This window comes from Burkholderia sp. IO2, from assembly GCF_029522185.1.
Taxonomy (GTDB): Bacteria; Pseudomonadota; Gammaproteobacteria; order Burkholderiales; family Burkholderiaceae; genus Burkholderia; species Burkholderia cenocepacia.
This window is the reverse complement of the sequence record NZ_JAKWFH010000048.1, coordinates 15,515-37,377: the sequence shown is the minus strand read 5'-3', so window position 1 is coordinate 37,377 and position 21,863 is coordinate 15,515. Positions and strand designations below refer to the sequence as shown.

The following is a 21,863-nucleotide window of genomic DNA, read 5'->3' as shown; positions in this document are numbered from 1 at the left end:
CGTCTGGTTGCTTTCTGCAACGCGCGATGTCGATTCACTTCCCGAAGCCGGTGCAACGAAGCACCGTCCCGGGCGCGACTCAGGACGTGGCGACCGAGGCGACCGTCTCGGCCGGGCTGCCCGGCGGCTGGCCGGTTTGCCGGCGCGAGCGGCCCGAGCTGAGGTACGCGGCGATCGAGTCCTGCGTGATCTCGCCGAGCCACGCACCGTCGGGGTCGAGCACCGGCATCCACGACGCGCTGTACTGGTACATCTTCGACAGCACGATGCGCAGGTTGTCGTCCGCCGCGACGCCGGCCGGGAACGGCGTCACGCGTTCGCCGCACACGCCGCCGTCGGTGCGTGCCGCGCGGCGCGTCACGTAGCCGAGCGCCCGGCCCGCGTCGTCGAGCACGGTCAGGTAGCGGCAGTCGGTTTCGTCCATCACCGCCAGTGCGTGTGCGAGCGGCGTATCGACGCGCGCGGTTTCGGGTTGCGTGGCGGCGTCGCCGGCCTTCACGAGCAGCAGGCGCTTGAGCGTGCTGTCCTGGCCGACGAACTGCGCGACGAATTCGTCGCGCGGGCGGGCGAGCAGCGTGTCGGGGTGATCGTACTGAACGAGCTGGCCGCGCCGGAACACGGCGATGCGATCGCCGAGCTTGATCGCTTCGTCGATGTCGTGGCTCACCATGATCACGGTCTTGTTCAGTTGCCGCTGCATCTGGAAGAACTCGTTCTGGATCGATTCGCGATTGATCGGATCGACCGCGCCGAACGGCTCGTCCATCAGCAGCACGGGCGGATCGGCGGCCAGCGCGCGAATCACGCCGATGCGCTGCTGCTGCCCGCCCGACAGCTCGCGCGGATAGCGCTTCAGGTACAGCTTCGGATCGAGCGCGACCATCGACATCAGGTCGCGCGCGCGTTCGGCGCAGCGCTTCTTGTCCCAGCCGAGCAGGCGCGGCACGACGGTGATGTTCTCCTCGATCGTCATGTTCGGGAACAGGCCGATCTGCTGGATCACGTAGCCGATGTGGCGCCGCAGGTCGACTTCGTTCAGCTGCGCCGTGTCCTCGCCGTTGATGAGCACGCGGCCCGACGTGGCGGCGATGAGCCGGTTGATCATCTTGAGCGTGGTGGTCTTGCCGCAGCCCGACGGGCCGAGGAACACGCAGATTTCCCCTTCGGGCACCGACAGGCTCACGGAGTCGACCGCGCGCACGGCCTGGCCGTCCTTGCGCGTGAAGGTCTTGGTCAGTTGGTCGAGTTCGATCATGTCTTCTGCACTCCCTTCGGTGTCAATGCACGTTGCAGCATCTGCAGCAGCCGGTCGGCGACGATCGCGAGCAGGCTCACGAGCACCGCGCCCACCAGCAGTTTCATCATGCTGCTCTGCCCGATCGCACGCAGGATCAGCGTGCCGAGGCCGCCCGCGCCGATCACGGCGGCGATCGTCATCACGCCGATGTTCATCACGACCGCGGTGCGCACGCCCGCGAGAATCACCGGCACCGCGAGCGGCAAGTCGACGAGACGCAGGCGCTGCCACGACGTCATCCCGATGCCGGTGCCGGCTTCCTTGATCCCCGCATCCACGTTGTGCAAGGCCAGGTACGTGTTGCGCATGATCGGCAGCAGCGAGTAGAGGAATACGGCCGTGATCGCGGGCGCGGCGCCGATGCCCTGGCCGAAGCGCGAGAAGAACGGGATCATCAGGCCGAACAGCGCGATGGACGGCAGCGTGAGCACGAGCGTGGCGATGCCGAGCAGCGGCCCGGCGAGCCATTCGTGGCGATTGATCAGGATGCCGAGCGGTACGCCGGCGACGATCGCGCAACCTACGGCGATCGCGACGAGCCACACGTGCTGCAGCGTGAGCTGCAGCAACTCGGGCCAGCTCGAAGCGAGATAGTCGAATACGCTCATCGGTCCTCCTTCAGGGCAGCGGGTGGTTGCGCAGGAACGCATCGGCGACGTCGCGCGGCGACTTGCCGTCGAGATCGACGGCCTTGGCCATCGCCTGCATCGCGTCGTTGTCGAGCGCGGCCGACAGCGCGTTGAGCTGCGTCGCGAGCTTCGGATTGCTTTCAAGCGTGCCCTTGCGGACCACGGGCGTCGCGTTGTACGGCGGGAAGAAGTGCTTGTCGTCCTCGAGCGGCACGATGCCGAAGCCCTTCACGCGGCCGTCGGTCGTGTAGACGAGGCCGATCTTCAACTGATTGTTGTGCAGGGCCGTATAGACGAGCCCCGGATCCATCTGCTTCAGTTGCGCGCGGCTGAACTGCATGCCGTAGGCGGCGAGCAGCGGCTTCAGGCCGTCGGGGCGATTCGCGAATTCCGCATCCATGCCGAATACGTAATGCTTCGCGGCGGGATCGTTCTTCAGGTGCTCGGCGAGCTGCGACACCGTGCGGATGCCGGTGGCCTGCGCGAGTTCGCTCGGCAGGCCGATCGCGTAGGTGTCGTTGAGCGGCGACGCATCGAGCCACACGAGCCCGCGCGGCACGTCGAGCGCCTTGACGCGCCGGTACATCTCCTCGGGCGACAGCTTGTCCTGGATCTTGTTGTAGACGAGCGCCGCCGTGCCCGTGTAGTCCCACATCAGGTCGAACTGGCCGTTCTCCAGCGCGCTGCGCGCGAGCGTGCTGCCGAGCCCGGCGCGGACTTCGACGTCGTAGCCGCGCGAGCGCAGGTATTGCGACGTGAGTTCCGCCAGCACGTACTGCTCGGTGAAGTTCTTCGCGCCCAGCACGAGCTTCGCGGCGAACGCCGGCGTGCTCGCGGCGACGCACAGCGCGCCGACGGTGCACAGGCGTGCGAACGATCGAAGGATGCGATGAAGCGTCATGCGGCACCTCCGTGGCGTGCCAGCCAGTGACGGCTGCCGGCCGCGACGATGCCGTCCAGCACCAGTGCCAGGATCGCCGTGAGCGATGCGCCGAGCAGCAGCAGCGGCTGGTTGTCGAGGTAGATGCCGGGGAAGATCAGCGAGCCGAGACTGTCCGCGCCGATCAGGTACGCGAGCGGCGCCGTGCCGACGTTGATCGCGAGCGCGGTGCGCACGCCGCCGACGATGATCGGCAAGGCGTTGGGCAATTCCACGCGAACCAGCGATTGCCAGCCCGTCATGCCGATGCCCTTGGCGGCTTCGCGCAGCGCGGCCGGTACGTTCTTCATCCCTTCGTAGGCGTTACGCGTGACGGGCAGCAGCGAGGCGAGAAACAGCGCGACGATCGCCGGCACGTTGCCGATGCCGAAGATGCCGAGCGCGATGGCGAGCACCGCGAGCGACGGGATCGTATTGCCGATGTTGAAGACCTGCATGAAGCGCTCGGCCTGGCGCTGGAATCGCGGCCGGCTCAGCAGTACGCCGGCCGGCACGCCCACGGCGATGGCCAGTGTCATCGAATAGACGACCAGCAGCATGTGCTGGCCCGCGTAGTAGGCGAGATCGTCCGAGCGCTGCTTGAACGTCTCGGCGCCGATGCCGCGCGCCAATGCCCATCCCACGGCGATGATGGCCACCAGGCTGCCCACCAGCTGGACAGTGCGTCGAGTCATGAAGATACGCCTCCTCGATTCGGTGCGGCGCGCGCAGGCGCACGCCGCGATGACGCCGCATGGCGTCGCGATGGAAGTTCGTGATCCCGGCATGGCCGCGATTGAACTGACGGAAACAGTGCTGCCGGCTGCACCGAGGTGCGGCTGGCGGTCGGTTGAACGCGACGACGCGTTCGTCTGATTGTCAGGTTCAGCCCGGCGGCGCCGTAACGGCGAGGCGCGTTCGAGCAGGGCACCGTCCCGTGAAGACGGCATGGATGCGGGCGGCTTGGCGCCGACCGCTGGGGCCGGAGGCCCCTTTGACGTGGCGAAACGGATGCATGCGCAACGAAGTGCGAAATGACATCACGTTGCGCACGAGATCATGCGTTTTGTGATGAAGTTGAGGCGAGTATAGAACAATCGATCGAACGCGTCTACCGTGGGGAGCGATCGCGGCGATGCGTGGCCGGTCGTGCGAGGGCCACGAGCAGGGTGCGTGAAAATTGATTCGAAGCCCGAATCAGTGGACGAGACCGGCGTGGCGACGGGCGATGCGCGAGCGGTCTCGCCGCATGAAATCGTTACCGCGCGATGCGGCGCGCGGTGGTGCCGATCACGTTGGTCAGCAGCCGCACGATCGTCAGCGCGGTCATCTCGCGCACATCGAGCGCCGGGTGATATTCGACGACGTCGATTCCCGCGAGCCGCGTGTTCGCGCACAGGTGCCGCAGTACGCCGCGCGTCTGGTGGAACGTCAGGCCGCCCGGCATCGGCGCGACCACGCCCGGCGCGATGCTCGGGTCGAGGCCGTCGATGTCGACGGTCACGAACCACGGCGCGTCGTCCACGAGGTGCCGCGTGACGGCTTCGATGCCTTCATCGTGCACGACGTCGGCCGGCACGAGCACGTTGCCCGAGCGCAGCGCGTCCTCCACGTCGCTCGGGCGCGCGCTGCCGCTGCCGCGCAGGCCGACCTGGACGATCCGCCTGACGAACGGCATCTCGCGGATGCGCCGGATCGGGCTCGAATAGCCGTGCCGTTCGCCGTTCACCTCGTCGCGGAAGTCGAGATGCGCGTCGAACTGCAGCACGTTCAGCGGTCCGTACGCGTCGAACGCGCGCACGCACAGCGCCGGAATCGAATCGTCGCCGCCGAGCACCACCGGAATCGCGCCGCGCTCGAGCAGCGACGCGACGGCGGACGTCACGGCCGCCGCGTTGCGCGCGACGTCCAGCGTGCCGGGCAGGTTGCCGCAATCGACGCAGGTCGCGCCCGTGTCGCCGAACAGCGTGCCCTGCAGGTCGAAGTCATAGTGTCCGATCTGGCGCCCGTAGCGGAAGCTGCGCTCGCGCACCTTGTCGGGCGCGTTGGACGCGTCGCAGTGCAGCAGCGCCGGGCCGTACGGCACGCCGTACGGCGCGCCGAGGACGGCGAACGTGGCGGAGACTCGCTCCGTATCCGGCTCGCAACCCTGAGCAAGAAACGGCACCTTCGGTGAATCGCAAAGCATGTTTTCCTCGTTGAATAAGCGGGCCGAACGCGTGTGAACGTGTGACCGTCAGTCGGCGACCACGTGTTCGAGCACGTCGGAGCGGATCGGCCCGAGCATGAAGATGTAGATCAGGCATCCGATGATCGCCATGATCGACGCCGAGATCAGGCCGGGCGTGAACGAGCCGGTCGCGTCCTTCAGCAGGCCGATCACGGCCGGGCTCGCGATGCCCGCGAGATTGGAGATGCAGTTCTGGAACCCGGCGACCGTGCCGGCCACCGAGCGTTCGCCGCGTGCGGACACGTCGGCCGGCAGCGCGAGAATGCTCGACGTGGCGACCGACACGCCGAAGAACGCGATCGACAGGAGCAGCAGCGCGAGCCAAGCCTGCGACGCGAGCCCCGCCAGACCGATCGTCGCGCTCAGCGCCATCCCGACGACGATGCAGAACTTGCGCGCAAAGTTCAGGCCGTAGTGGCTTGCCGCGATGCGGTCGGAGATCCAGCCGCCGACCCACGAGCCGACCAGCCCCGCGAGGCCGGGCAGGATGCCGTAGAAACCGAGCTGCAGCAGGCTGAAACCGCGTTCCTTCACCAGGTAGGTCGGGTACCACGTGATGAAGAAGTAGACGACGTAGCCCTGGCAGGCGAAGCCGAGCGACATTGCCCACACCACACGCGACGTGAACAGCCGGCCCCACTTGATGCGGACCGGTGCGTGCTTTTCGGTGGGTGCGTCCTGGTCGACGTGCTTGGCTTCGGCCGCGTTGACGAAGCGGTTCTGCGACGGAAACTCGCTCGCGACCAGCAGCCAGACGACGACCCACACGAGGCCGATCGCGCCGGTGAAGATGAACGACGCGCGCCAGCCGTACGCGGTGATGATCGCGGTGCAGATCGGCAGCGCGATCAGTGTGCCGCCGCGCGCGCCGCAATCGTAGATGCCGGACGCGAGGCCGCGTTCGGTCGGCGGGAACCAGCGCTCGACGAATTTCGTCGCGGACGGGAACGCGCCGGCTTCGCCGACGCCGAGCAGGAAACGCAGGCCGAGCAGCGACGCGCCGCCGCGCGCGAGGCTCGTCGCCATCGTGAATGCCGACCACCACACGACCGCGCCCGCGAACACGAGTTTCGCGCCGAACCGGTCGACGAGCATGCCGGCCGGGATCTGGCAGGCAGCATAAGTCCAGAAGAACGCGCCGAGGATCAGGCCCGATTCGGCGGACGACAGGTGCAGCTCCGTATTCATGTACGGCAGCGCGACCGCCAGGTTGGCGCGGTCCATGTAGTTGGTGACGATCGCGAGAAACGCGAGGAACACCATGAACCAGCGGAATTTGGTGGGCTTGTGCGCCCGTGAGCTCGACATTGTCTGCATCGTTGTGTCCCCTGACCTGCCCGTTGCGGCCGCTTTTGTGTTCAAAGCCGTGATTTCATCGAATTCCGGCCTGTTCCGCCAATACATTGTCGGACCGCGACCTATAACCGTGGGTTATGCTCTCGCGATCGCGCGGCGTCGAAAGGAGGCGGAACATGGCAAGGCGAACGCTGAACTATCACCAGGTCGAACTGCTGTACGAGGTGGTCCGGTGCCGGACGCTGACGGCGGCGGCGCGCAATCTGCACATCTCTCAGCCGGCGGTCACGAAGCAGTTGAAGGTGCTGGAAGAAAGCCTCGGCGTCGAGCTGTTCAAGCGCGAGAAAGGCCGGTTGCTGCCGACGGCCGAAGCGATCCTGCTGTTCGAGCAGACCGAGCGGACCAACGCGAGCCTGCATGCGCTCAACGAACTCGCGGACGGCTTGCGCGCGGGCACGCTCGGCCGCCTCGGCATCTGCGCGTATCCGGCGGTCACCGAACGGCTGCTGCCGGAAGCGATCACCGTGTTCCAGGCGAAGTACCCGAAGGTGTTCGTCGAAGTCGCGATCGAGAACGCGGAGCGGATGCTCGATCTCGTCGAGAGCCAGCAAGTGGATCTCGGCATCTGCGCGCCGTTTCGCGCGATGCGCAACGTCACCGAACAGCATCTGCTCGACTCGACGATCGTCTGCGCGATGCGCGCCGACGATCCGCTGGCCGTGCGGCAGACGGTGACGCTCGCCGATCTCGAAGCCGGCGGGCTGACGAGCGTCGATGCGCTGGAAGGCATCCCCGAACTGGAGGCGCTGCTGTCGGCGTCCGAGAACCGGCACACGATTCACGCGCGCGTGTCGAGTTCGGCGCTCGCGTGCCGGATGGTGCAACTGGCCGGGCGGCGCGCGATCGTCGACAGCCTGACCGCCGCGTCGATCGATGCGGCCGGCCTCGCGTTCGTGCCGATCGACACGATTCCGCCGCGCCGTATCGCGATGCTGCGCCCGTCGCTGCGGCCGGGTAGTGCGTTCACCGAAGCGTTCTGCCGGATCCTCGAAAGCCAGGCGAAGCGACTTCAGGTCGACATGACGCGCCGGTGCGCGAGCCGGCGGCGCGTCAGGGCGAAGCGGTAACGCATCCGCGTCACGCGTCGGTGTCCGACGCCGAGCGCGGCGTTTTGCCGGTCCAGCGCCGGTACGCGTGACGAAAGCTGCGCGGTTCGCTGTAACCGAGTCGCTCGGCGATCGCGGCGACGCTCAACGCATGATCGTCGAGCAACCGCACGGCTTCGTCGCGACGCACGTCGTCGAGCAACGACTGGAACGTGATGCCGTCCTTGTCGAGCCGCCGGCGCAGCGTGCGTTCGGTCAGGTGCAGCGCGCCGGCGAGCGCCGTCATCGACTTGAACCGCACGAGGTCGCGCGCCATCAATTCCTTCGCGCGATCGGCGAAGCGCGTGCCGACCGACGCGGCCCACTGCCGTTCGAGCACCTCGCACTGGCCGTGCAGCGCATTGAAGCTGACTTCGTTCGCGAGGCGCGGCGCTTCCGTGCCGTTCACCGACGTGAACACGAGCCGGTTGTCGGCCGCATTGAAGACGACCGGGCAGCCGAAGTGGCGCGCGTAGTCGGCCGCGTTGCGCGGCGTGCGGCGCGCGAGCTGCACCTGCTCGGGCCACACCGGCTTGCCGACGAGGTCGGACACGATCAGGCGCAGGCTCGACAGGCACATGTCGGCCTGGAACACCTCGAGATCGGGCTCGCCGTTGTAGCGGCCGATGGTCACGCTCATGCCGCCGGCATGCGCGTCGATACGCACGTCGAAATACAGCCCCATGAATAGCGGAAACTGGCCCATGCAGCGGAACGCCTGCATCACCGAGCCGCTGATCAGCATCGCGTAGCCGGCGAGACCCAGCGTCGACACATGCAGCCGCGCGCCGATCGACAGCCCGATCGACGGCACGCCGCTGCAGCGCAGCAGGTTGCGAAAGCAACGTTGCTCCTGGCCGCGATTCACGTGCAGGTTCGGCGATGCGACTTCGTCCGCGCCGAGCCCCGTGCCTTCGAGCAGTGCGGCGCCGTCGATGCGCCGCACGCGGCACTCGTCCAGCGCGACCGCGATCGCGTGAACCGTGGCGGGAATATCCTCCTGGCGTCCGGCCGGACGCGCGAGGCCGAGCGCCGAACGCAGGCTGCGTTCGGCCCGGCTCTGGTTTCGTTGGGAACGGCTGTCCATGGTGCCGATGCGGTGACGGGGTCGCACAGAACATAGCCGGAATGTCCGCAAAACGCCAGTGCCGCACAGCAGCATGCAGGGCGGCAGGGCACCATGCCCGACGATGTGTCCGGAAATATCCCTCGATTACGTCCGCTTTTCTCATTCGTCGTCGATTTTTTTGGCGCACCACACTTTCTTCCAGTCGTGCCCCGCCGGCAGCGCCGGACGCACGCGTGTTGAAGTCATGGACGCCACCCACGTGAGGACAGCATGGACAACGACAGGCCAGGTCGAACCGCATCAGCCGCCGCGATGCACGAGTTCGAGGCGTACGCGCCGCGCGGCGACACCGACGCACGCAAGCCGCACCTGCTCGGACTCTCGACGCTGGTGATCTTCGGCCTCGCGTACATGCTGCCGATGACGGTGTTCACGACCTACGGCCTCGTCACGAGCGAGACGAACGGGCATCTGACGGCCGCGTACGCGGTCACGCTGATCGCGATGCTGTTTACCGCGCGCAGCTACGGCCACATGGCGCGGCTGATGCCGAGCGCCGGCTCGGCCTACACGTTCGCGAGCCGCAACTTCGGCACGTCGGCCGGTTTCATGGTCGGCTGGGCGTTGCTGATGGATTACCTGTTCATTCCGATGATCAGCTATCTCGCGATCGGCATCTACATGAAACAGATTTTTCCGACGGTGCCGGCCAGCGTGTGGATCATCGGCAGCATCGCGCTGATCACCGGGCTGAACATCGTCGGCATCCGGCTCGTCAATCGCGTGAACCTGATCCTGATCGCGAGCCAGCTCGTGTTCATCGCGGTCTTCGTGATCGCGTCGGCGCACGTCGCGGCGGGCGAAGGGCTGTCGATTGCCATCGCGTTGCCGTCGTCCGGCGATGCACGCGCGATCTTCGCCGGCGCCGCGATTTTGTGCCTGTCGTTCCTCGGCTTCGATGCGGTCACCACGCTGTCGGAGGAAACGCGCGAGCCGCGGCGCACGGTGCCGCGCGCGATCCTGCTCTGCACGCTCGCGAGCGGCCTGCTGTTCATGCTGATCGCGTATGTCGGTCAAGTGGTGTTTCCCGACTGGCATGCGTTCAAGGATCTCGATTCGGCGAGCCTCGAACTGATGCGGCGGGTCGGCGGCCGCACGCTGTCGGCGTTCTTCGTCGCGGTGTACGTGGCCGGCTGCTTCGCGAGCGCGATGGCGGGCCAGGCGAGCGTGACGCGCGTGCTGTTCGCGATGGGCCGCGACCGCGTGCTGCCCGAATGCGTGTTCGGCCATCTGCATGCGCGGTTGCATACGCCGGTGCGGGCGACGCTCGCGGTCGGCGTCGTGTCGCTGTCCGCGCTGTTCATCACGCTCGATCTCGCGTCGACGATGATCAGTTTCGGCGCGCTCGTCGCGTTCGCGATCGTGAACCTGTGCGTGATGCGCAGCTATCTGAGCCGGCCCGAGCATCGCCACGCAGCGGGCTGGATTGCATACGGCCTGATGCCGGCGATCGGCTTCGCGATGAACGTGTGGCTCTGGTCGGGGCTGTCGCGCCAGACGTTCTACGTCGGCATCGGCTGGCTCGTGGTCGGGCTCTGCCAGCTCGTCTGGCTGACGCGCGGTTTCACGCGGCCGGCGCCGACGCTGTCGATGAATTGAAGGACCGGCTGCGCGATGCCGGTTTTGAAACCCTGAAGGAGGAGTGATCCATGCACGCTGTTGACGTCAATCTCGATGCGGACCTGCAGGCGCTCGGCAAGCGCCATCTGCTGATGCACTTCACGCATGCCGATGCATACCGCGAGAACGCGCTGACCGTGTTCGACCGCGGCGAAGGCTGCTGGCTCGTCGACCGCAGCGGCAAGCGCTATTTCGACGGGCTGGCCGGGCTGTACTGCGTGCAGGTCGGCTACAACCACGGCGCGGAGATTGGCGATGCGATTCGCGAGCAGATGGTGCGGCTGCCATTCGCGACCAACTGGGGCTACGGGCACGAACCGGCGATCCGGCTCGCGCACCGGCTCGCGGCGCTCGCGCCCGAGGGCCTGAACCGCGTGTTCTTCACGTCGAGCGGCTCGGAGTCGAACGAATCGGCGATCAAGCTGGTGCGCCAGTATCACCAGTCGCGCGGCGAGCCGCAGCGGCGCAAGTTCATCGCGCGGCGCGTCGCGTATCACGGCACGTCGTTCGGCGCGCTCGCGCTGAACGGGATGACGAACTTCCGCAAGCATTTCGAGCCGCTGATGTCGGGCGTGCGGCACGTGGGCAACACGAAACGCTACGGCCGCCCGGCGGGCGAGACGGAGGCGCAGTTCACGCGCCATCTGCTCGACGAAATCGAATCGCTGATCGTGCAGGAGGGGCCGGACACGGTCGCCGCGATCGTCGTCGAGCCGCTGCAGAACGCGGGCGGCAGCCTGACGCCGCCGGCCGGCTACGCGGCCGGGCTGCGCGACATCTGCGACCGGCACGGCGTGCTGCTCGTCGCCGACGAGGTGATCTGCGGGTTCGGCCGGCTCGGCGAGTATTTCGGGTCGGCGCGCTACGGGCTGAAGCCGGACATCATCACGTTCGCGAAGGGCATCGCGTCGGGCTACGTGCCGCTCGGCGGCGTGATCGCGAGCGACGCGGTCGTCGACACGGTGCTCGACGGGCCGCAGCAGATGTTCCTGCACGGCGCGACCTACGGCGGCCATCCGGTCGCGTGCACGGCCGCGCTCGCGAACCTCGCGATCATGGAGCGCGAAGGGGTGCTCGCGAACGTTCGCGACAACGAAGCGGTGTTTCGCCGGACGCTCGACGGGCTGCTCGAACTGCCGTGCGTCGGCGACGTGCGCGGCGACGGCTATCACTACTCGCTCGAGCTCGTGACCGACAAGGTCGCGCGCCGCTGGGCGGCCGGCATCAGCGCGCAGGCGTTCGTGTCGACGCTGCTCGCGCCGGCGATCTTCGACGCGGGGCTGCTGTGCCGCGCGGGCGTGGATCACGAAGGCACGCCGATCGTGCAGTTTTCGCCGCCGCTGGTGATGTCGCGCGACGAGATCGCATGGTTCGTCGCGCAGATCCGCGACATCCTCGTCGAGACCTACGCGCGGGCGACGCGCTGAGCGCGGCATCCGTCATTCCGGGAGCATTCGATGCGAACCTCACAGCAGTCCTATATCGACGGCCAGTGGCGCGATCCGGCCGAGGCGCGATCGATCGACGTGATCGATCCGGCCACCGCGCGGCCGTATGCACGGCTCGCGATCGGCGGCGCGACCGAGGTCGACCGTGCGGTCGGCGCGGCGAAGCACGCGTTCGACACGTATTCGCGCTGGTCGGTGGACGAGCGCGTCGCGTTGCTGAAGCGCGTCCTCGAGATCTACCAGCGCCGCTACGAAGAAGTCGCGCAGACGATCAGCCAGGAGATGGGCGCGCCGATCGCGTTCGCGCGGGCGATGCAGGCGGCGGTCGGCACCGCGCATCTCGAACAGACGATCCGCGCGCTGCAGTCGTTCCGCTTCAGCACGCAGACCGGCTCGCTGCTGGTGTCGCACGAGCCGATCGGCGTGTGCGCGCTGATCACGCCGTGGAACTGGCCGATCAACCAGATCGTGTGCAAGGTCGCGCCGGCGCTCGCGGCCTGCTGCACGATGGTGCTCAAGCCAAGCGAGATCGCGCCGTTCAGCGCGATCCTGTTCGCGGAGATCCTGCACGAAGCCGGTGTGCCGGCCGGCGTGTTCAACCTCGTGCACGGCTACGGACAGGAAGTGGGCGACGCGCTGTCGCGGCATCCGGACGTCGACATGGTGTCGTTCACGGGCTCGACGCGCGCGGGCGTCGAGGTCGCGAAGGCGGCGGCCGATACCGTGAAGCGCGTGCACCAGGAGCTCGGCAGCAAGAGCCCGAACCTGATCCTGCCCGATGCCGACATCGAGGATGCCGTCACGCGCGGCGCGCGCAGCTGCTTCAGCAACAGCGGCCAGTCGTGCAACGCGCCGACGCGCATGCTGGTACACGTCGATCATCTGGCGCGGGCCGAGCAGGCGGCGCGCCGGGAAGCGGAACGCACCGTCGTCGGCGATCCGCGTTCGACGGAAACCGGCATCGGGCCGGTGGTCAGCCGCACGCAGTTCGAGCGCATCCAGCACTTCATCCGGCTCGGGATCGAAGAGGGCGCGACGCTCGTCGCCGGCGGCCCCGGCCGGCCGGAGGGGCTCGCGGACGGGTTCTACGTGCGGCCGACGGTGTTTTCGAACGTCACGCCGGGCATGACGATCGCCACGGAGGAAATCTTCGGACCGGTGCTGTCGATCATGACCTACCGGACCGAGGACGAGGCCGTCGCGCTCGCGAACGATTCGGTCTACGGGCTCGCGGCGTACGTGCAGTCGAAGGATCTCGAGCGCGCGCGCCGGATCGCCGCGCGGTTGCGCGTCGGCAACGTCCACATCAACTACCCGGCATGGAACCCGGCCGCGCCGTTCGGCGGCTACAAGCGCTCGGGGAACGGGCGCGAGTACGCGGAGTTCGGCCTCGTCGAGTATCTGGAAACGAAGGGCACGACCGGGTACACGGAAGGCGACGCGCGATGATGGCCTGAGCGCGCGGAAGAAGTCCGCGGGGTCGCCGCGCAGCGGCCGGCCCCGACGCCACGCCGCCGGTGCCGCGGCTCAGCGCTCTTCCGCGTCCGCCTCGGCCGCATCGGGTCCCGCAACCGGCGCGGCGGCGGCCCGCCGGCGAATCTCGGAATCGAGGATCAACCGCCCGCGCAGCTTCCCTTTCATCCGCTTCACATGCTTGGGCGCCTCGGTCATGTGCTCGACCATCAGCGCCCGGACGCGCTCGGCGTCGCGCTCGCGCGCGGCCTGCAGGATCGCCTTGTGAATCGACACGTTCGCTTCGCCGAAGCGCTTGTGCTCGACGAGCGGCGTATCGTTCCGGAACTCGATCAACTGCCGGATCATCTCGTTGATCAGTTCGCAACTGAAGCGCAGGAACGGATTCGGATTCGCGGCCGCGAGGATGTCGTGGAACGTCGTGTCCTCCTGCCGCTGACGCAGCATGTGGCCGCGATCGTGCACGCCCGACGCGCCGTCGCAGCACGCGATGTTCGCTTCCAGCGCCGCGAAGTCGCGCTCCGTCAGGTGCGGCACGGCGCCGGCGGCCAGCTCGGGTTCGAGCAGCTTGCGCACCGTATAGATGTCGTCGATCGTCACGTCCTTGAAGAACAGGTAGTTCTGCAACAACTGAAGCGTGCGGTCGAGCGGCACCTCGACGACCATCCCGCCGCCCGACGGCCCCGTCGTGACCTTGATGAGCCCCTGCACCTCGAGCGACTTCAGCGCTTCCCGGATCGTGCTCTTGCTCACCGCATAGAGCTGCTGCAGCTCGGCTTCGCGCGGCAGGCGGTCGCCCGGCTTCAGGTCCTTCTCGGTGATCAGCCGCTTGATCTCCTCGGCGACGAGGTCGGCCCGCTTCGGCTGCTTGATTTCGACCGCGAGGCCCGCCCTGGCTCGGTCCATGACCATCTTCACGACTCCTTTGTCTGACCGCGCGCCGCGTCATCGTCGACGATCGGTCCCGGCGCGGGTACGGAATTTTGCCTGATTGACACCAATTTTGATCAACTCTAGCATCAGGTTCATTCTATTTATCATGATAAATAGAATGAACCGGCGGCGCGTATCCAGGAGTGGCGTGGGCACGGTTTGGCAGTCGGTCGTATCGCGTGTGTCCCCCATCATGAGGAGCGTCAACTTGAATCGCCGAGAACTGTTGAAACTGGCCGCGCTGTCGGCCGTGCCGGGCGCGCTCGGCAGCATGTCGTCCCGTGTCGCGTTCGCGCAGGGCTCGCCCATCGAGCTCGCCTGCCCGGTGCCGATGTCCGGCCCGTTCGCCGCCAACGGCAAGTACGCCGATCTCGGCATGCAACTGGTCGTCAAGCAATACGGCAAGGTGCTCGGCGCGCCGCTCGCCTATACGGCGCTCGATACCGAGGGCAAGCCCGCGACCGCCGTGCGGCGCGTGCAGGAGATCGCGCAGCAGAAGGGTGTGCGGTTCTTCGCGGGCGGCATCCTGTCGTCCGAATCGCTGGCGATGGGCAAGGAAGTCCAGAAGGCGGGCGGCGTGTTCATCACGACGGCCGGCGCGGACGAGATCACCGGCAAGGATTGCAACGCGGCGACCTTCCGCTGGTCGGTGCCGACCTTCGGCGCGATCGAGCAGACGGTGCGCCCGTTGATCCAGATGCTGCCGAAGGCGAAGCGCTGGTACACGATCACGCCGCAATACGTGTTCGGCGACGGGCTGCTGTCGGCCGCGAAGGCGATCTTCAAGGAAAAGGGCATCGAGCACGTCGGCAACAGCTACCACTCGCTCGCCGAGAAGGAGTTCAGCGGCTACCTGACGAACGCGGCCGCCGCGCAGCCCGACGTGCTGCTGATCCTGAACTTCGGCTCGCAATCGTCGGACACGCTGCGCCAGGCCGTCAGCTTCGGGATGAAGCGCAACTGCACGATCCTGCTCGCGTGGGCGTCGGGCCTCGAACAGTTCGAGGCGCTCGGGCCGGACATCTGCGACGGCGTGTATTTCGGCGCGCAGTACTGGCACGGCATCGATTCGCCGCTGAACCGCGATCTGGTGAAGCGCGCGAACGCCGCGTTCAAGGCGAACCCGAACTACAGCCTCGCGGGTTCGTACATCTGCTCGAAGATCCTGATCGACGCGATGGTGAAGGCCGGCAGCACCGATCCGAAGAAGGTCGTCGCCGCGATGGAAGGGATGAAGTACGACGGCCTCACGGGCCCGGAGGAAATCCGCAAGGGCGACCACCAGGTGCTGAAGAACTACTACCTGCTGAAAGGCAAGCCGAAGGCCCGGATGAAGAACGCGGACGACTATGCGGACATCGTCAGCTCGGGCCAGTCGTTCCTGCCGCTCGACAAGACGGGCTGCAAGCTCGCTTGACGCCGTGCATGCGTTCGCGGCGCATCGCGCGCCGCGGGCGTCCGTTACCTTCCTTTCCGACACGGAAGCCATGAACGTCTATCTGCTGCAGATCGTCAACGGCATCGGCGTGGGCATGCTGTATTTCCTGCTCGCCGTCGGCCTGTCGATCGTGTTCGGCCTGCTGCGCTTCGTGAATTTCGCTCACGGCGCGTTCTATTTGCTCGGTGCGTATCTCTGCTACCAGGCGCTGCAATGGTCGGCGAATTTCTGGGTCGCGCTCGCGATCGTGCCGCTCGTGGTCGGCGCGTTCGCGTGGGGCGTCGAAAAACTCGTGCTGCGCCACGTGTACGCGCAGCAGCACGAATTCCACATCCTCGCGACGGTGGGGCTCGCGCTCGTGCTGCAGGAGTGCGCGATCCTCGCGTGGGGGCCGCTCGGCGACAACGTGCCGCCGCCCGACGCACTGAACGGCGTCGTGATCTGGGGCGGCTTCGTCTATCCGAAGTACCGGCTGTTCGTGATCGGGTTCACGGCCGTGCTCGCCGCGCTGCTGTGGTGGGTGCTCGACGGCACGCGGCTCGGCAGTACGGTGCGCGCGGGCAGCGAGTCGACGGAGATGGTGTCGCTGCTCGGCATCAACGTGACGCGCGTGTTCAGCCTCGTGTTCGCGCTCGGCGCGGCGACGGCCGCGCTGGCCGGCGTGCTCGCCGCGCCGATCCGCGGCGTCGATCCGTTCATGGGGATCGAGGCGCTCGGCGTTGCATTCGTCGTGGTGGTCGTCGGCGGAATGGGGAATTTTCTCGGCGCGCTCGTCGGCGGCCTGCTGGTCGGCATCGTGCAGAGCCTGATGAGCACGCTGTGGCCAGAAGGCGCGCGGCTGATGATCTATGTCGCGATGGCCGCCGTGCTGCTGCTGCGTCCGAACGGTTTGCTGGGGAGGGCCGCATGATCGAATCGTCGAAACCGCTGCCGCCGGGCGCGGCGGCGTCGCAACGCCCGCGGCCGTGGCGCGGAGCGCTGCAGCGGCCGGAAGGCTGGCTCGCGGTGGTGGCCGCGTGCGTGTTGCCGCTCGTGTTGAGTTCGGGCTCGCTCGCGACCGAAGTGCTGGTGTTCGCGCTCGCCGCGCTCGGCTGCAACCTGCTGCTCGGCTACACGGGGCTGCTGTCGTTCGGGCAGGGCATCTTCTTCGGGCTCGGCAGTTACACGGCGGGGCTGGTGCTGACGCGCGGCGTCGCGTCCGTGACGGCCGCGCTGGTCGCGGCCGCGGTGCTCGGCGCGATCGCGGCCGCACTCGTCGGCTGGTTCTCGATCCGGCAGCGCGGTACGTACTTCGTGATGCTGACGCTGGCGTTCGGGCAACTGTTCTACTTCCTCGCGTATACGACGCCGGATGTGACGGGCGGCGACAACGGGTTGCTCGACATCCCGCGTCCGGCGCTGTCCGCGTTTGGCCATCCGCTCGTGTCGCTCGATTCGCCGTGGCGCTACTACGGCTTCGTCGCGGTGCTGTTCGTCGCGGTGTTCTGGCTGCTGCTGCGCGTATCGCGCTCGGTATTCGGCCGGACGCTGCTCGCGATTCGCGACAACGAGGCGCGCGCGGCGGCGGCCGGCTACGACGTGAAGCGCTTCAAGCTCGCGGCGTTCGTGATCTCGGGCGCGGTCACGGGCCTTGCGGGCGCGCTGCACGCGCTGATGACGGGCATCGCGCCGCTGTCGAACATCGACTACCACACGAGCGAGATGATCCTCGTGATGACGGTGATCGGCGGCACGGGCAACCTGTTCGCGTCGGTGCTCGGCGCGGCGTTCTACGTGCTGTTCGCGGACTGGCTGTCGACGCTGTGGCCGCGCTGGCTGCTGCTGCTCGGCCTCGTGCTGATCGCGGTCAGCCTGTTCATGCAGCGCGGGTTGTGGGGGCTGGGCGAACGCGTCGTGGCGTCGCTGCGGCGTGGCGATCGCACGGCGGTCACGGTCAAGGAGCGGCAATGAGCGAAGCGATTCTCGAAGCGCGCGGCATCGTCAAGCGCTACGGCAAGTTCACCGCGCTGGGCGGCGTCGATCTGCGCATCATGCCGCGCACCGTGCATTCGGTGATCGGCCCGAACGGCGCGGGCAAGACGACGCTGTTCCATACGCTGACCGGCACGCTGCCGATCACGTCGGGCTCGATCCTGTTCGACGGGCACGACGTGTCGCACGAACCCGATCACAAGCGCGTGCGGCGCGGCATCGCCCGCTCGTTCCAGGTGACGAGCCTGTTTCCGAACCTGAGCGTGCGCGAAAACCTGCGCGTCGCCGCGCAGGGCGTCGAATCGCGGCGGGCGCTCAATCCGTGGACGCCGCCGCGCGGGGCGCTCGCGCACGAAGGCATCGTCGACGACGTACTCGAGCGGCTCGGCCTGCAGCGCTTCGCCGACACGGCTTCCGGCGTGCTGTCGCATGGGCAGCAGCGCCGGCTCGAGGTCGGCATGGCGCTGGCGGCGCGGCCGCGCGCGATCTTTCTCGACGAGCCGACGTCGGGCATGGGCATCGACGATCTTGACGACATGAAGGCGCTGATCCGCGGCCTGCGCGACGACTACACGGTCGTGCTGATCGAACACAACATGGGCATCGTGATGGACATCTCGGACACGATCACGGTGATGCAGCAGGGGCGCGTGCTGGTCGAAGGCCGACCCGATGCGATTCGCGGCGACGCGCGCGTGCGCAGCGCCTATCTCGGCAACATGATCACCGGAGGCCGCGCATGATGCTCGACGTGAAGGAGGTGCATGCCTGCTACGGCAAGAGCCACGTGCTGCAGGGCATTTCGCTGAACGTGAACGAAGGCGAGACGGTGACGCTGCTCGGCCGCAACGGCGCGGGCAAGTCGACGACGCTCAAGACGATCGCGGGCGTCGTCGCGCCGACCGGCGGCACGGTGACGTTCGCGGGCCGGCCGGTGTCCGGGCAGCCGGCGCACCGGATCGCCGCGCGCGGCCTGTGCTTCGTGCCCGAGCATCGCGGGATTTTCCGGCTGCTGTCGGTCGAGGAAAACCTGCGGCTCGGCGCGCGTCGCGATTCGCCGTGGCAGCTCGACGACATCTACCGGATCTTTCCGCGGCTGAAGGAGCGTCGCCGCAACGGCGGCGCGCAGTTGTCGGGCGGCGAGCAGCAGATGCTCGCGATCGGCCGCGCGCTGATGAATCATCCGCGGCTGCTGATGCTCGACGAACCGGTCGAGGGGCTTGCGCCGGTGATCGTCGAGGAGATCGTCGCGCAGTTGAAGCAGATCAAGGCGGCCGGTGTCGCGATCCTGCTCGTCGAACAGAACCTCGAAGTGTGCACGCAGCTCGCGGATCGCCACTTCGTGATCGAACAGGGCGTGATCGTCTACGAAGGCAGCAACGCGGCGTTCGCGGCCGACCATGACGTGAAGGACCGCTACCTGGGCGTCGGTGTCGCATGAGCGCCGGGCCCTTTCAATGCGAGGAATGGCAACGATGCAAGTACAGGATGTGACTCCGGGCGTCGCGGCGTCCGGCTTGCGCGTCGATGGCGCGCGGCTGTGGGACAGCCTGATGCGGCTCGCGCGGATCGGCGCGACCGACAAGGGCGGCGTGTGCCGCCTCGCGCTCACGGACCTCGATCGCCAGGCGCGCGACCTGTTCGTCGCGTGGGCGAAGGACATCGGTTGCACGGTGCGCGTCGATGCGATCGGCAATATCTTCGCGCGGCGCGCGGGCGAGCGGGACGACCTGCCGCCCGTGGCGACGGGCAGCCACATCGACACGCAGCCGACCGGCGGCAAGTTCGACGGCAACTACGGCGTGCTGGCCGGCCTCGAGGTGCTGCGTACGCTCGCCGCCGCCGGGGTGCGCACGCGCGCGCCGCTCGAGGTGGCCGTCTGGACCAACGAAGAAGGGTCGCGCTTCGTCCCGGTGATGATGGGCTCCGGCGTATTCGCGGGCGCGTTCACGCTCGACCATGCGCTCGCGCAATGCGATCGCGACGGCGTGTCGGTGCGCGATGCGCTGGCCGCGATCGGGTACGCGGGCAGTGCGGACGACGGGCGCGGCGCGTATCCCGTCGGCGCGTATTTCGAAGCGCATATCGAGCAGGGGCCGGTGCTGGAGGCGCACGACACGACGATCGGCGTGGTCGAGGGCGCGCTCGGACAACGCTGGTACGACGTGACCGTGCACGGGATGGAGGCGCATGCCGGCCCCACGCCGATGGAACTGCGCCGCGATGCGCTGCTGGTCGCGGCCGATCTCGTGCGCGCCGTGAACGGCATCGCGCGCGCGCATCCGCCGCACGGACGCGGCACGGTCGGCTGGGTCGACGTGCACCCGAATTCGCGCAACGTGATTCCCGGCCGCGTGACGCTGACCGTCGACCTGCGCGCGGCCGACGACGCGACGCTGACGGCGATGGACGCGCAACTGCGCGCGGCATGCGCCGACCTGGGCGCGGCGGCCGGGATGCGGATCGATATCGAGCCGGTCGTGTATTTTCCGCCGCAGCCGTTCGATCCGGCGCTGGTCGAGCAGGTCCGCGCCGGCGCGCGCGCGCTCGGGCTGTCGTCGATGAACGTGATCAGCGGCGCGGGCCACGATGCGGTGTATCTCGCGCGTGTGGCGCCGACCGCGATGATCTTCGTGCCGTGCAAGGACGGGATCAGCCACAACGAGATCGAGGACGCCGATCCGGCACATCTGGAAGCCGGCTGCAACGTGCTGCTGCATGCGATGCTGGGCGCGGCCGGGATTGCGGAGGGCCGTGCACGATGAAGATCCTGATCGCCCGGATGAACCACGAGACCAATACGTTCTCGCCGGTGCCGACGCCGCTCGCCGCGTTCGGCCGTAACGGCCCCGACTGGGGCGACGATGCGTATCGCGCGAATCGCGGGATGCGCACCGCGATGGCCGCGTTCATCGACGCGGCCGAGCGCGAAGGCGCCGATATCGTGACGCCGGTGTCGGCCGCCGCGAACCCGAGCGGGCCGGTCGCGGCCGACGCGTATGCGGCGATCTGCGATGCGATCGTCGCCGCCGCGCCGGGCTGCGACGCGGTGATGCTTGACCTGCACGGCGCGATGGTCGCCGAGCAGAGCGCGGACGGCGAGGGCGACCTGCTCGCGCGGGTGCGTGCGGCGCTGCCGGCTGCGCCGATCGCGGTCGCGCTCGACCTGCATGCGAACGTCACGCAGAAGATGATCGACAACGCGGACGTGATCGTCAGTTTCAAGACGTATCCGCACGTCGACATGTACGAGACCGGCGAGCATGCGGCGCGGCTGCTGCTGGACCGACTGCACGGCCGCGCGCGGCCCGTGCTCGCGTGGCGGCAGCCGCCGCTGATGACGTCGACGCTGCGCAGCGCGAGCGCCGAAGGCGCGATGCGGCGCGCGGTGGAAGCCGCATGCGCGGCCGAGGCGGACGGCATGCTCGCGGTCTCGGTGCTGCCCGGTTTCTCGCTCGCAGATATTCCCGCGCCGTGCATCAGCGTGGTCGTGGTAGCCGACGGTGACCGCGCCGCGGCCGACGCCGTCGCCGAACGCATCGCGCGGCAGATCTGGGATGCGCGCGACGAATTCGTCTATCGCAGCGCGCCGCTCACCGAATCGGTCGCGCAGGCCGCGGCGCTCGCCGACGGTGCGGACCGCCCGGTGCTGATGCTCGATCACGGCGACAACTGCATGTCGGGCGGCCCGTGCGACACGATGGACCTGCTCGAAGCCGCTCTCGCGCACGGGCTCGACGGGATCGTCAGCGGGCCGTTGTGCGACCCCGAAGCCGTCGCGGCGCTGATCGACGCGGGCGTCGGCGCTACCGTCACGGTGCCGGTCGGCAACCGTCTGCCGTCGCACGGCGGCGTGCGGCGCGAACCGTTCCGCGCGACGGGCATCGTGCGCGCGATCACCGACGGCGAGTACGTGATCACGGGGCCGACGTACACCGGGCAGCGTGCGTACATGGGCCGCGCGGCGGTGCTCGACATCGGCACGGCCACGCTCGTCGTCACCGAGCGCACGCAGGAGCCATGGGATCTCGGCGTGTTCGAGAGCGTGGGTGTCGATCCGCGGCGCGCGCGCTTCCTGCTGCTGAAGTCGCGGATGTATTGCCGGCCGGTGTTCGTGCCGATTTCGTCCGCGCTGGTCGAATGCGACAGCCGCGGCGTGACGGGCTCGGACTTCGGGCTGTTTCGCTACGCGCGGCTCGCGCGGCCGGTGTATCCGCTCGACGACGTCGTCGAGTGGTCATCGGGGACGCGACGCACGGATTGACGGAACCGGACCGGGCGCGAGACGCCGGGTCGGCCCGCTTTCGGGCATCATCCGATAGCGCCGGCCCGTCG

The 21,863-nt window shown here is 68.0% G+C and carries 20 protein-coding genes; 12 read left to right on the top strand and 8 right to left on the bottom strand.

Annotated features, from left to right (window positions below; translation table 11 throughout):
* Window positions 1-79 precede the first annotated feature (79 nt).
* The 4 genes from MMB92_RS26435 to MMB92_RS26420 are packed head-to-tail and all read right to left on the bottom strand — an operon-like array spanning window position 80 to window position 3,540.
* The gene (locus tag MMB92_RS26435; protein ID WP_006484826.1) at window positions 80-1,255 is read right to left on the bottom strand and encodes an ABC transporter ATP-binding protein; all 1,176 of its coding nucleotides are present in this window, start codon (window positions 1,253-1,255) and stop codon (window positions 80-82) included.
* Window positions 1,252-1,905: an ABC transporter permease gene (locus MMB92_RS26430; protein ID WP_059721462.1), complete on the bottom strand. Its 654-nt coding sequence runs from the start codon at window positions 1,903-1,905 to the stop codon at window positions 1,252-1,254. Before MMB92_RS26430 ends, MMB92_RS26435 begins: the two co-directional genes overlap by 4 nt.
* A gap of 10 nt (window positions 1,906-1,915) precedes the next feature.
* Window positions 1,916-2,827: a glycine betaine ABC transporter substrate-binding protein gene (locus tag MMB92_RS26425; protein WP_200061843.1), complete on the bottom strand. Its 912-nt coding sequence runs from the start codon at window positions 2,825-2,827 to the stop codon at window positions 1,916-1,918.
* Entirely contained in the window at window positions 2,824-3,540 is a 717-nt protein-coding gene (locus MMB92_RS26420) for an ABC transporter permease (RefSeq protein ID WP_006484827.1), read from the bottom strand. The genes MMB92_RS26425 and MMB92_RS26420 overlap by 4 nt, the downstream gene beginning before the upstream one ends.
* Between MMB92_RS26420 and MMB92_RS26415 the strand changes: the two genes are divergently transcribed.
* On the top strand, window positions 3,539-3,721 hold the full coding sequence (locus MMB92_RS26415; RefSeq protein WP_006484836.1) for a hypothetical protein: 183 nt from the start codon (window positions 3,539-3,541) through the stop codon (window positions 3,719-3,721). The two genes, MMB92_RS26420 and MMB92_RS26415, sit on opposite strands and share 2 nt — an antisense overlap.
* 382 nt (window positions 3,722-4,103) lie before the next feature.
* Here the strand turns inward: MMB92_RS26415 and MMB92_RS26410 are convergent, their stop codons facing one another.
* Together MMB92_RS26410 and MMB92_RS26405 are read right to left on the bottom strand one after the other, a co-directional pair.
* A complete protein-coding gene (locus MMB92_RS26410; RefSeq protein ID WP_006484846.1) occupies window positions 4,104-5,033 on the bottom strand; it encodes an agmatinase in 930 nt (309 codons plus the stop codon).
* Between the two features lie 48 nt (window positions 5,034-5,081).
* The gene (locus MMB92_RS26405) at window positions 5,082-6,383 is read right to left on the bottom strand and encodes an MFS transporter (RefSeq protein WP_006484820.1); all 1,302 of its coding nucleotides are present in this window, start codon (window positions 6,381-6,383) and stop codon (window positions 5,082-5,084) included.
* 164 nt (window positions 6,384-6,547) lie between these two features.
* Here MMB92_RS26405 and MMB92_RS26400 point away from each other — a divergent pair, with 164 nt between their 5' ends.
* Entirely contained in the window at window positions 6,548-7,498 is a 951-nt protein-coding gene (locus MMB92_RS26400) for a LysR substrate-binding domain-containing protein (RefSeq protein ID WP_006484834.1), read from the top strand.
* Between the two features lie 10 nt (window positions 7,499-7,508).
* Here MMB92_RS26400 and MMB92_RS26395 read toward each other — a convergent pair whose 3' ends face one another.
* Window positions 7,509-8,603 (bottom strand): AraC family transcriptional regulator, encoded by a 1,095-nt coding sequence (locus MMB92_RS26395; RefSeq protein ID WP_006484842.1) that lies wholly within the window; start codon window positions 8,601-8,603, stop codon window positions 7,509-7,511.
* Window positions 8,604-8,855: 252 nt separating this feature from the next.
* Between MMB92_RS26395 and MMB92_RS26390 the strand changes: the two genes are divergently transcribed.
* From MMB92_RS26390 to MMB92_RS26380, 3 genes are read left to right on the top strand one after another with little or no spacing between them, the layout of a single operon-like run.
* Entirely contained in the window at window positions 8,856-10,244 is a 1,389-nt protein-coding gene (locus MMB92_RS26390) for an APC family permease (RefSeq protein WP_154641164.1), read from the top strand.
* A 50-nt stretch (window positions 10,245-10,294) separates the two neighbouring features.
* Entirely contained in the window at window positions 10,295-11,692 is a 1,398-nt protein-coding gene (locus MMB92_RS26385; RefSeq protein ID WP_212066641.1) for an aspartate aminotransferase family protein, read from the top strand.
* Between the two features lie 30 nt (window positions 11,693-11,722).
* Window positions 11,723-13,162, top strand: a complete 1,440-nt coding sequence (locus MMB92_RS26380; RefSeq protein ID WP_062885936.1) for an aldehyde dehydrogenase family protein — start codon at window positions 11,723-11,725, stop codon at window positions 13,160-13,162.
* 78 nt (window positions 13,163-13,240) lie between these two features.
* Here the strand turns inward: MMB92_RS26380 and MMB92_RS26375 are convergent, their stop codons facing one another.
* The gene (locus tag MMB92_RS26375; protein ID WP_006497935.1) at window positions 13,241-14,098 is read right to left on the bottom strand and encodes an FCD domain-containing protein; all 858 of its coding nucleotides are present in this window, start codon (window positions 14,096-14,098) and stop codon (window positions 13,241-13,243) included.
* Between the two features lie 229 nt (window positions 14,099-14,327).
* Between MMB92_RS26375 and MMB92_RS26370 the strand changes: the two genes are divergently transcribed.
* From MMB92_RS26370 to MMB92_RS26340, 7 genes are all read left to right on the top strand, one after another.
* Entirely contained in the window at window positions 14,328-15,536 is a 1,209-nt protein-coding gene (locus MMB92_RS26370; RefSeq protein WP_062885938.1) for an ABC transporter substrate-binding protein, read from the top strand.
* Between the two features lie 70 nt (window positions 15,537-15,606).
* Window positions 15,607-16,467 (top strand): branched-chain amino acid ABC transporter permease, encoded by an 861-nt coding sequence (locus MMB92_RS26365; protein WP_006497936.1) that lies wholly within the window; start codon window positions 15,607-15,609, stop codon window positions 16,465-16,467.
* The gene (locus tag MMB92_RS26360; protein ID WP_058903831.1) at window positions 16,464-17,507 is read left to right on the top strand and encodes a branched-chain amino acid ABC transporter permease; all 1,044 of its coding nucleotides are present in this window, start codon (window positions 16,464-16,466) and stop codon (window positions 17,505-17,507) included. The genes MMB92_RS26365 and MMB92_RS26360 overlap by 4 nt, the downstream gene beginning before the upstream one ends.
* Entirely contained in the window at window positions 17,504-18,271 is a 768-nt protein-coding gene (locus MMB92_RS26355; protein ID WP_034203918.1) for an ABC transporter ATP-binding protein, read from the top strand. The genes MMB92_RS26360 and MMB92_RS26355 overlap by 4 nt, the downstream gene beginning before the upstream one ends.
* Window positions 18,268-18,969, top strand: a complete 702-nt coding sequence (locus MMB92_RS26350) for an ABC transporter ATP-binding protein (RefSeq protein ID WP_006485194.1) — start codon at window positions 18,268-18,270, stop codon at window positions 18,967-18,969. Before MMB92_RS26355 ends, MMB92_RS26350 begins: the two co-directional genes overlap by 4 nt.
* A 34-nt stretch (window positions 18,970-19,003) precedes the next feature.
* A complete protein-coding gene (locus MMB92_RS26345; RefSeq protein WP_060213397.1) occupies window positions 19,004-20,293 on the top strand; it encodes a Zn-dependent hydrolase in 1,290 nt (429 codons plus the stop codon).
* The gene (locus tag MMB92_RS26340) at window positions 20,290-21,792 is read left to right on the top strand and encodes a M81 family metallopeptidase (protein ID WP_080322379.1); all 1,503 of its coding nucleotides are present in this window, start codon (window positions 20,290-20,292) and stop codon (window positions 21,790-21,792) included. The genes MMB92_RS26345 and MMB92_RS26340 overlap by 4 nt, the downstream gene beginning before the upstream one ends.
* Window positions 21,793-21,863 lie beyond the last annotated feature (71 nt).

What these genes read in the sequence shown, in the direction of transcription:
- MMB92_RS26410 (WP_006484846.1), bottom strand. Translation starts at nt 5,033, where the DNA reads ATGCTTTGCGATTCACCGAAGGTGCCGTTTCTTGCTCAGGGTTGCGAG.
- MMB92_RS26355 (WP_034203918.1), top strand. Translation starts at nt 17,504, where the DNA reads ATGAGCGAAGCGATTCTCGAAGCGCGCGGCATCGTCAAGCGCTACGGC.
- MMB92_RS26365 (WP_006497936.1), top strand. Translation starts at nt 15,607, where the DNA reads ATGAACGTCTATCTGCTGCAGATCGTCAACGGCATCGGCGTGGGCATG.
- MMB92_RS26415 (WP_006484836.1), top strand. Translation starts at nt 3,539, where the DNA reads ATGAAGATACGCCTCCTCGATTCGGTGCGGCGCGCGCAGGCGCACGCC.
- MMB92_RS26425 (WP_200061843.1), bottom strand. Translation starts at nt 2,827, where the DNA reads ATGACGCTTCATCGCATCCTTCGATCGTTCGCACGCCTGTGCACCGTC.
- MMB92_RS26395 (WP_006484842.1), bottom strand. Translation starts at nt 8,603, where the DNA reads ATGGACAGCCGTTCCCAACGAAACCAGAGCCGGGCCGAACGCAGCCTG.
- MMB92_RS26435 (WP_006484826.1), bottom strand. Translation starts at nt 1,255, where the DNA reads ATGATCGAACTCGACCAACTGACCAAGACCTTCACGCGCAAGGACGGC.
- MMB92_RS26405 (WP_006484820.1), bottom strand. Translation starts at nt 6,383, where the DNA reads ATGTCGAGCTCACGGGCGCACAAGCCCACCAAATTCCGCTGGTTCATG.
- MMB92_RS26360 (WP_058903831.1), top strand. Translation starts at nt 16,464, where the DNA reads ATGATCGAATCGTCGAAACCGCTGCCGCCGGGCGCGGCGGCGTCGCAA.
- MMB92_RS26385 (WP_212066641.1), top strand. Translation starts at nt 10,295, where the DNA reads ATGCACGCTGTTGACGTCAATCTCGATGCGGACCTGCAGGCGCTCGGC.
- MMB92_RS26430 (WP_059721462.1), bottom strand. Translation starts at nt 1,905, where the DNA reads ATGAGCGTATTCGACTATCTCGCTTCGAGCTGGCCCGAGTTGCTGCAG.
- MMB92_RS26340 (WP_080322379.1), top strand. Translation starts at nt 20,290, where the DNA reads ATGAAGATCCTGATCGCCCGGATGAACCACGAGACCAATACGTTCTCG.
- MMB92_RS26380 (WP_062885936.1), top strand. Translation starts at nt 11,723, where the DNA reads ATGCGAACCTCACAGCAGTCCTATATCGACGGCCAGTGGCGCGATCCG.
- MMB92_RS26350 (WP_006485194.1), top strand. Translation starts at nt 18,268, where the DNA reads ATGATGCTCGACGTGAAGGAGGTGCATGCCTGCTACGGCAAGAGCCAC.
- MMB92_RS26375 (WP_006497935.1), bottom strand. Translation starts at nt 14,098, where the DNA reads ATGGTCATGGACCGAGCCAGGGCGGGCCTCGCGGTCGAAATCAAGCAG.
- MMB92_RS26345 (WP_060213397.1), top strand. Translation starts at nt 19,004, where the DNA reads ATGCAAGTACAGGATGTGACTCCGGGCGTCGCGGCGTCCGGCTTGCGC.
- MMB92_RS26390 (WP_154641164.1), top strand. Translation starts at nt 8,856, where the DNA reads ATGGACAACGACAGGCCAGGTCGAACCGCATCAGCCGCCGCGATGCAC.
- MMB92_RS26400 (WP_006484834.1), top strand. Translation starts at nt 6,548, where the DNA reads ATGGCAAGGCGAACGCTGAACTATCACCAGGTCGAACTGCTGTACGAG.
- MMB92_RS26420 (WP_006484827.1), bottom strand. Translation starts at nt 3,540, where the DNA reads ATGACTCGACGCACTGTCCAGCTGGTGGGCAGCCTGGTGGCCATCATC.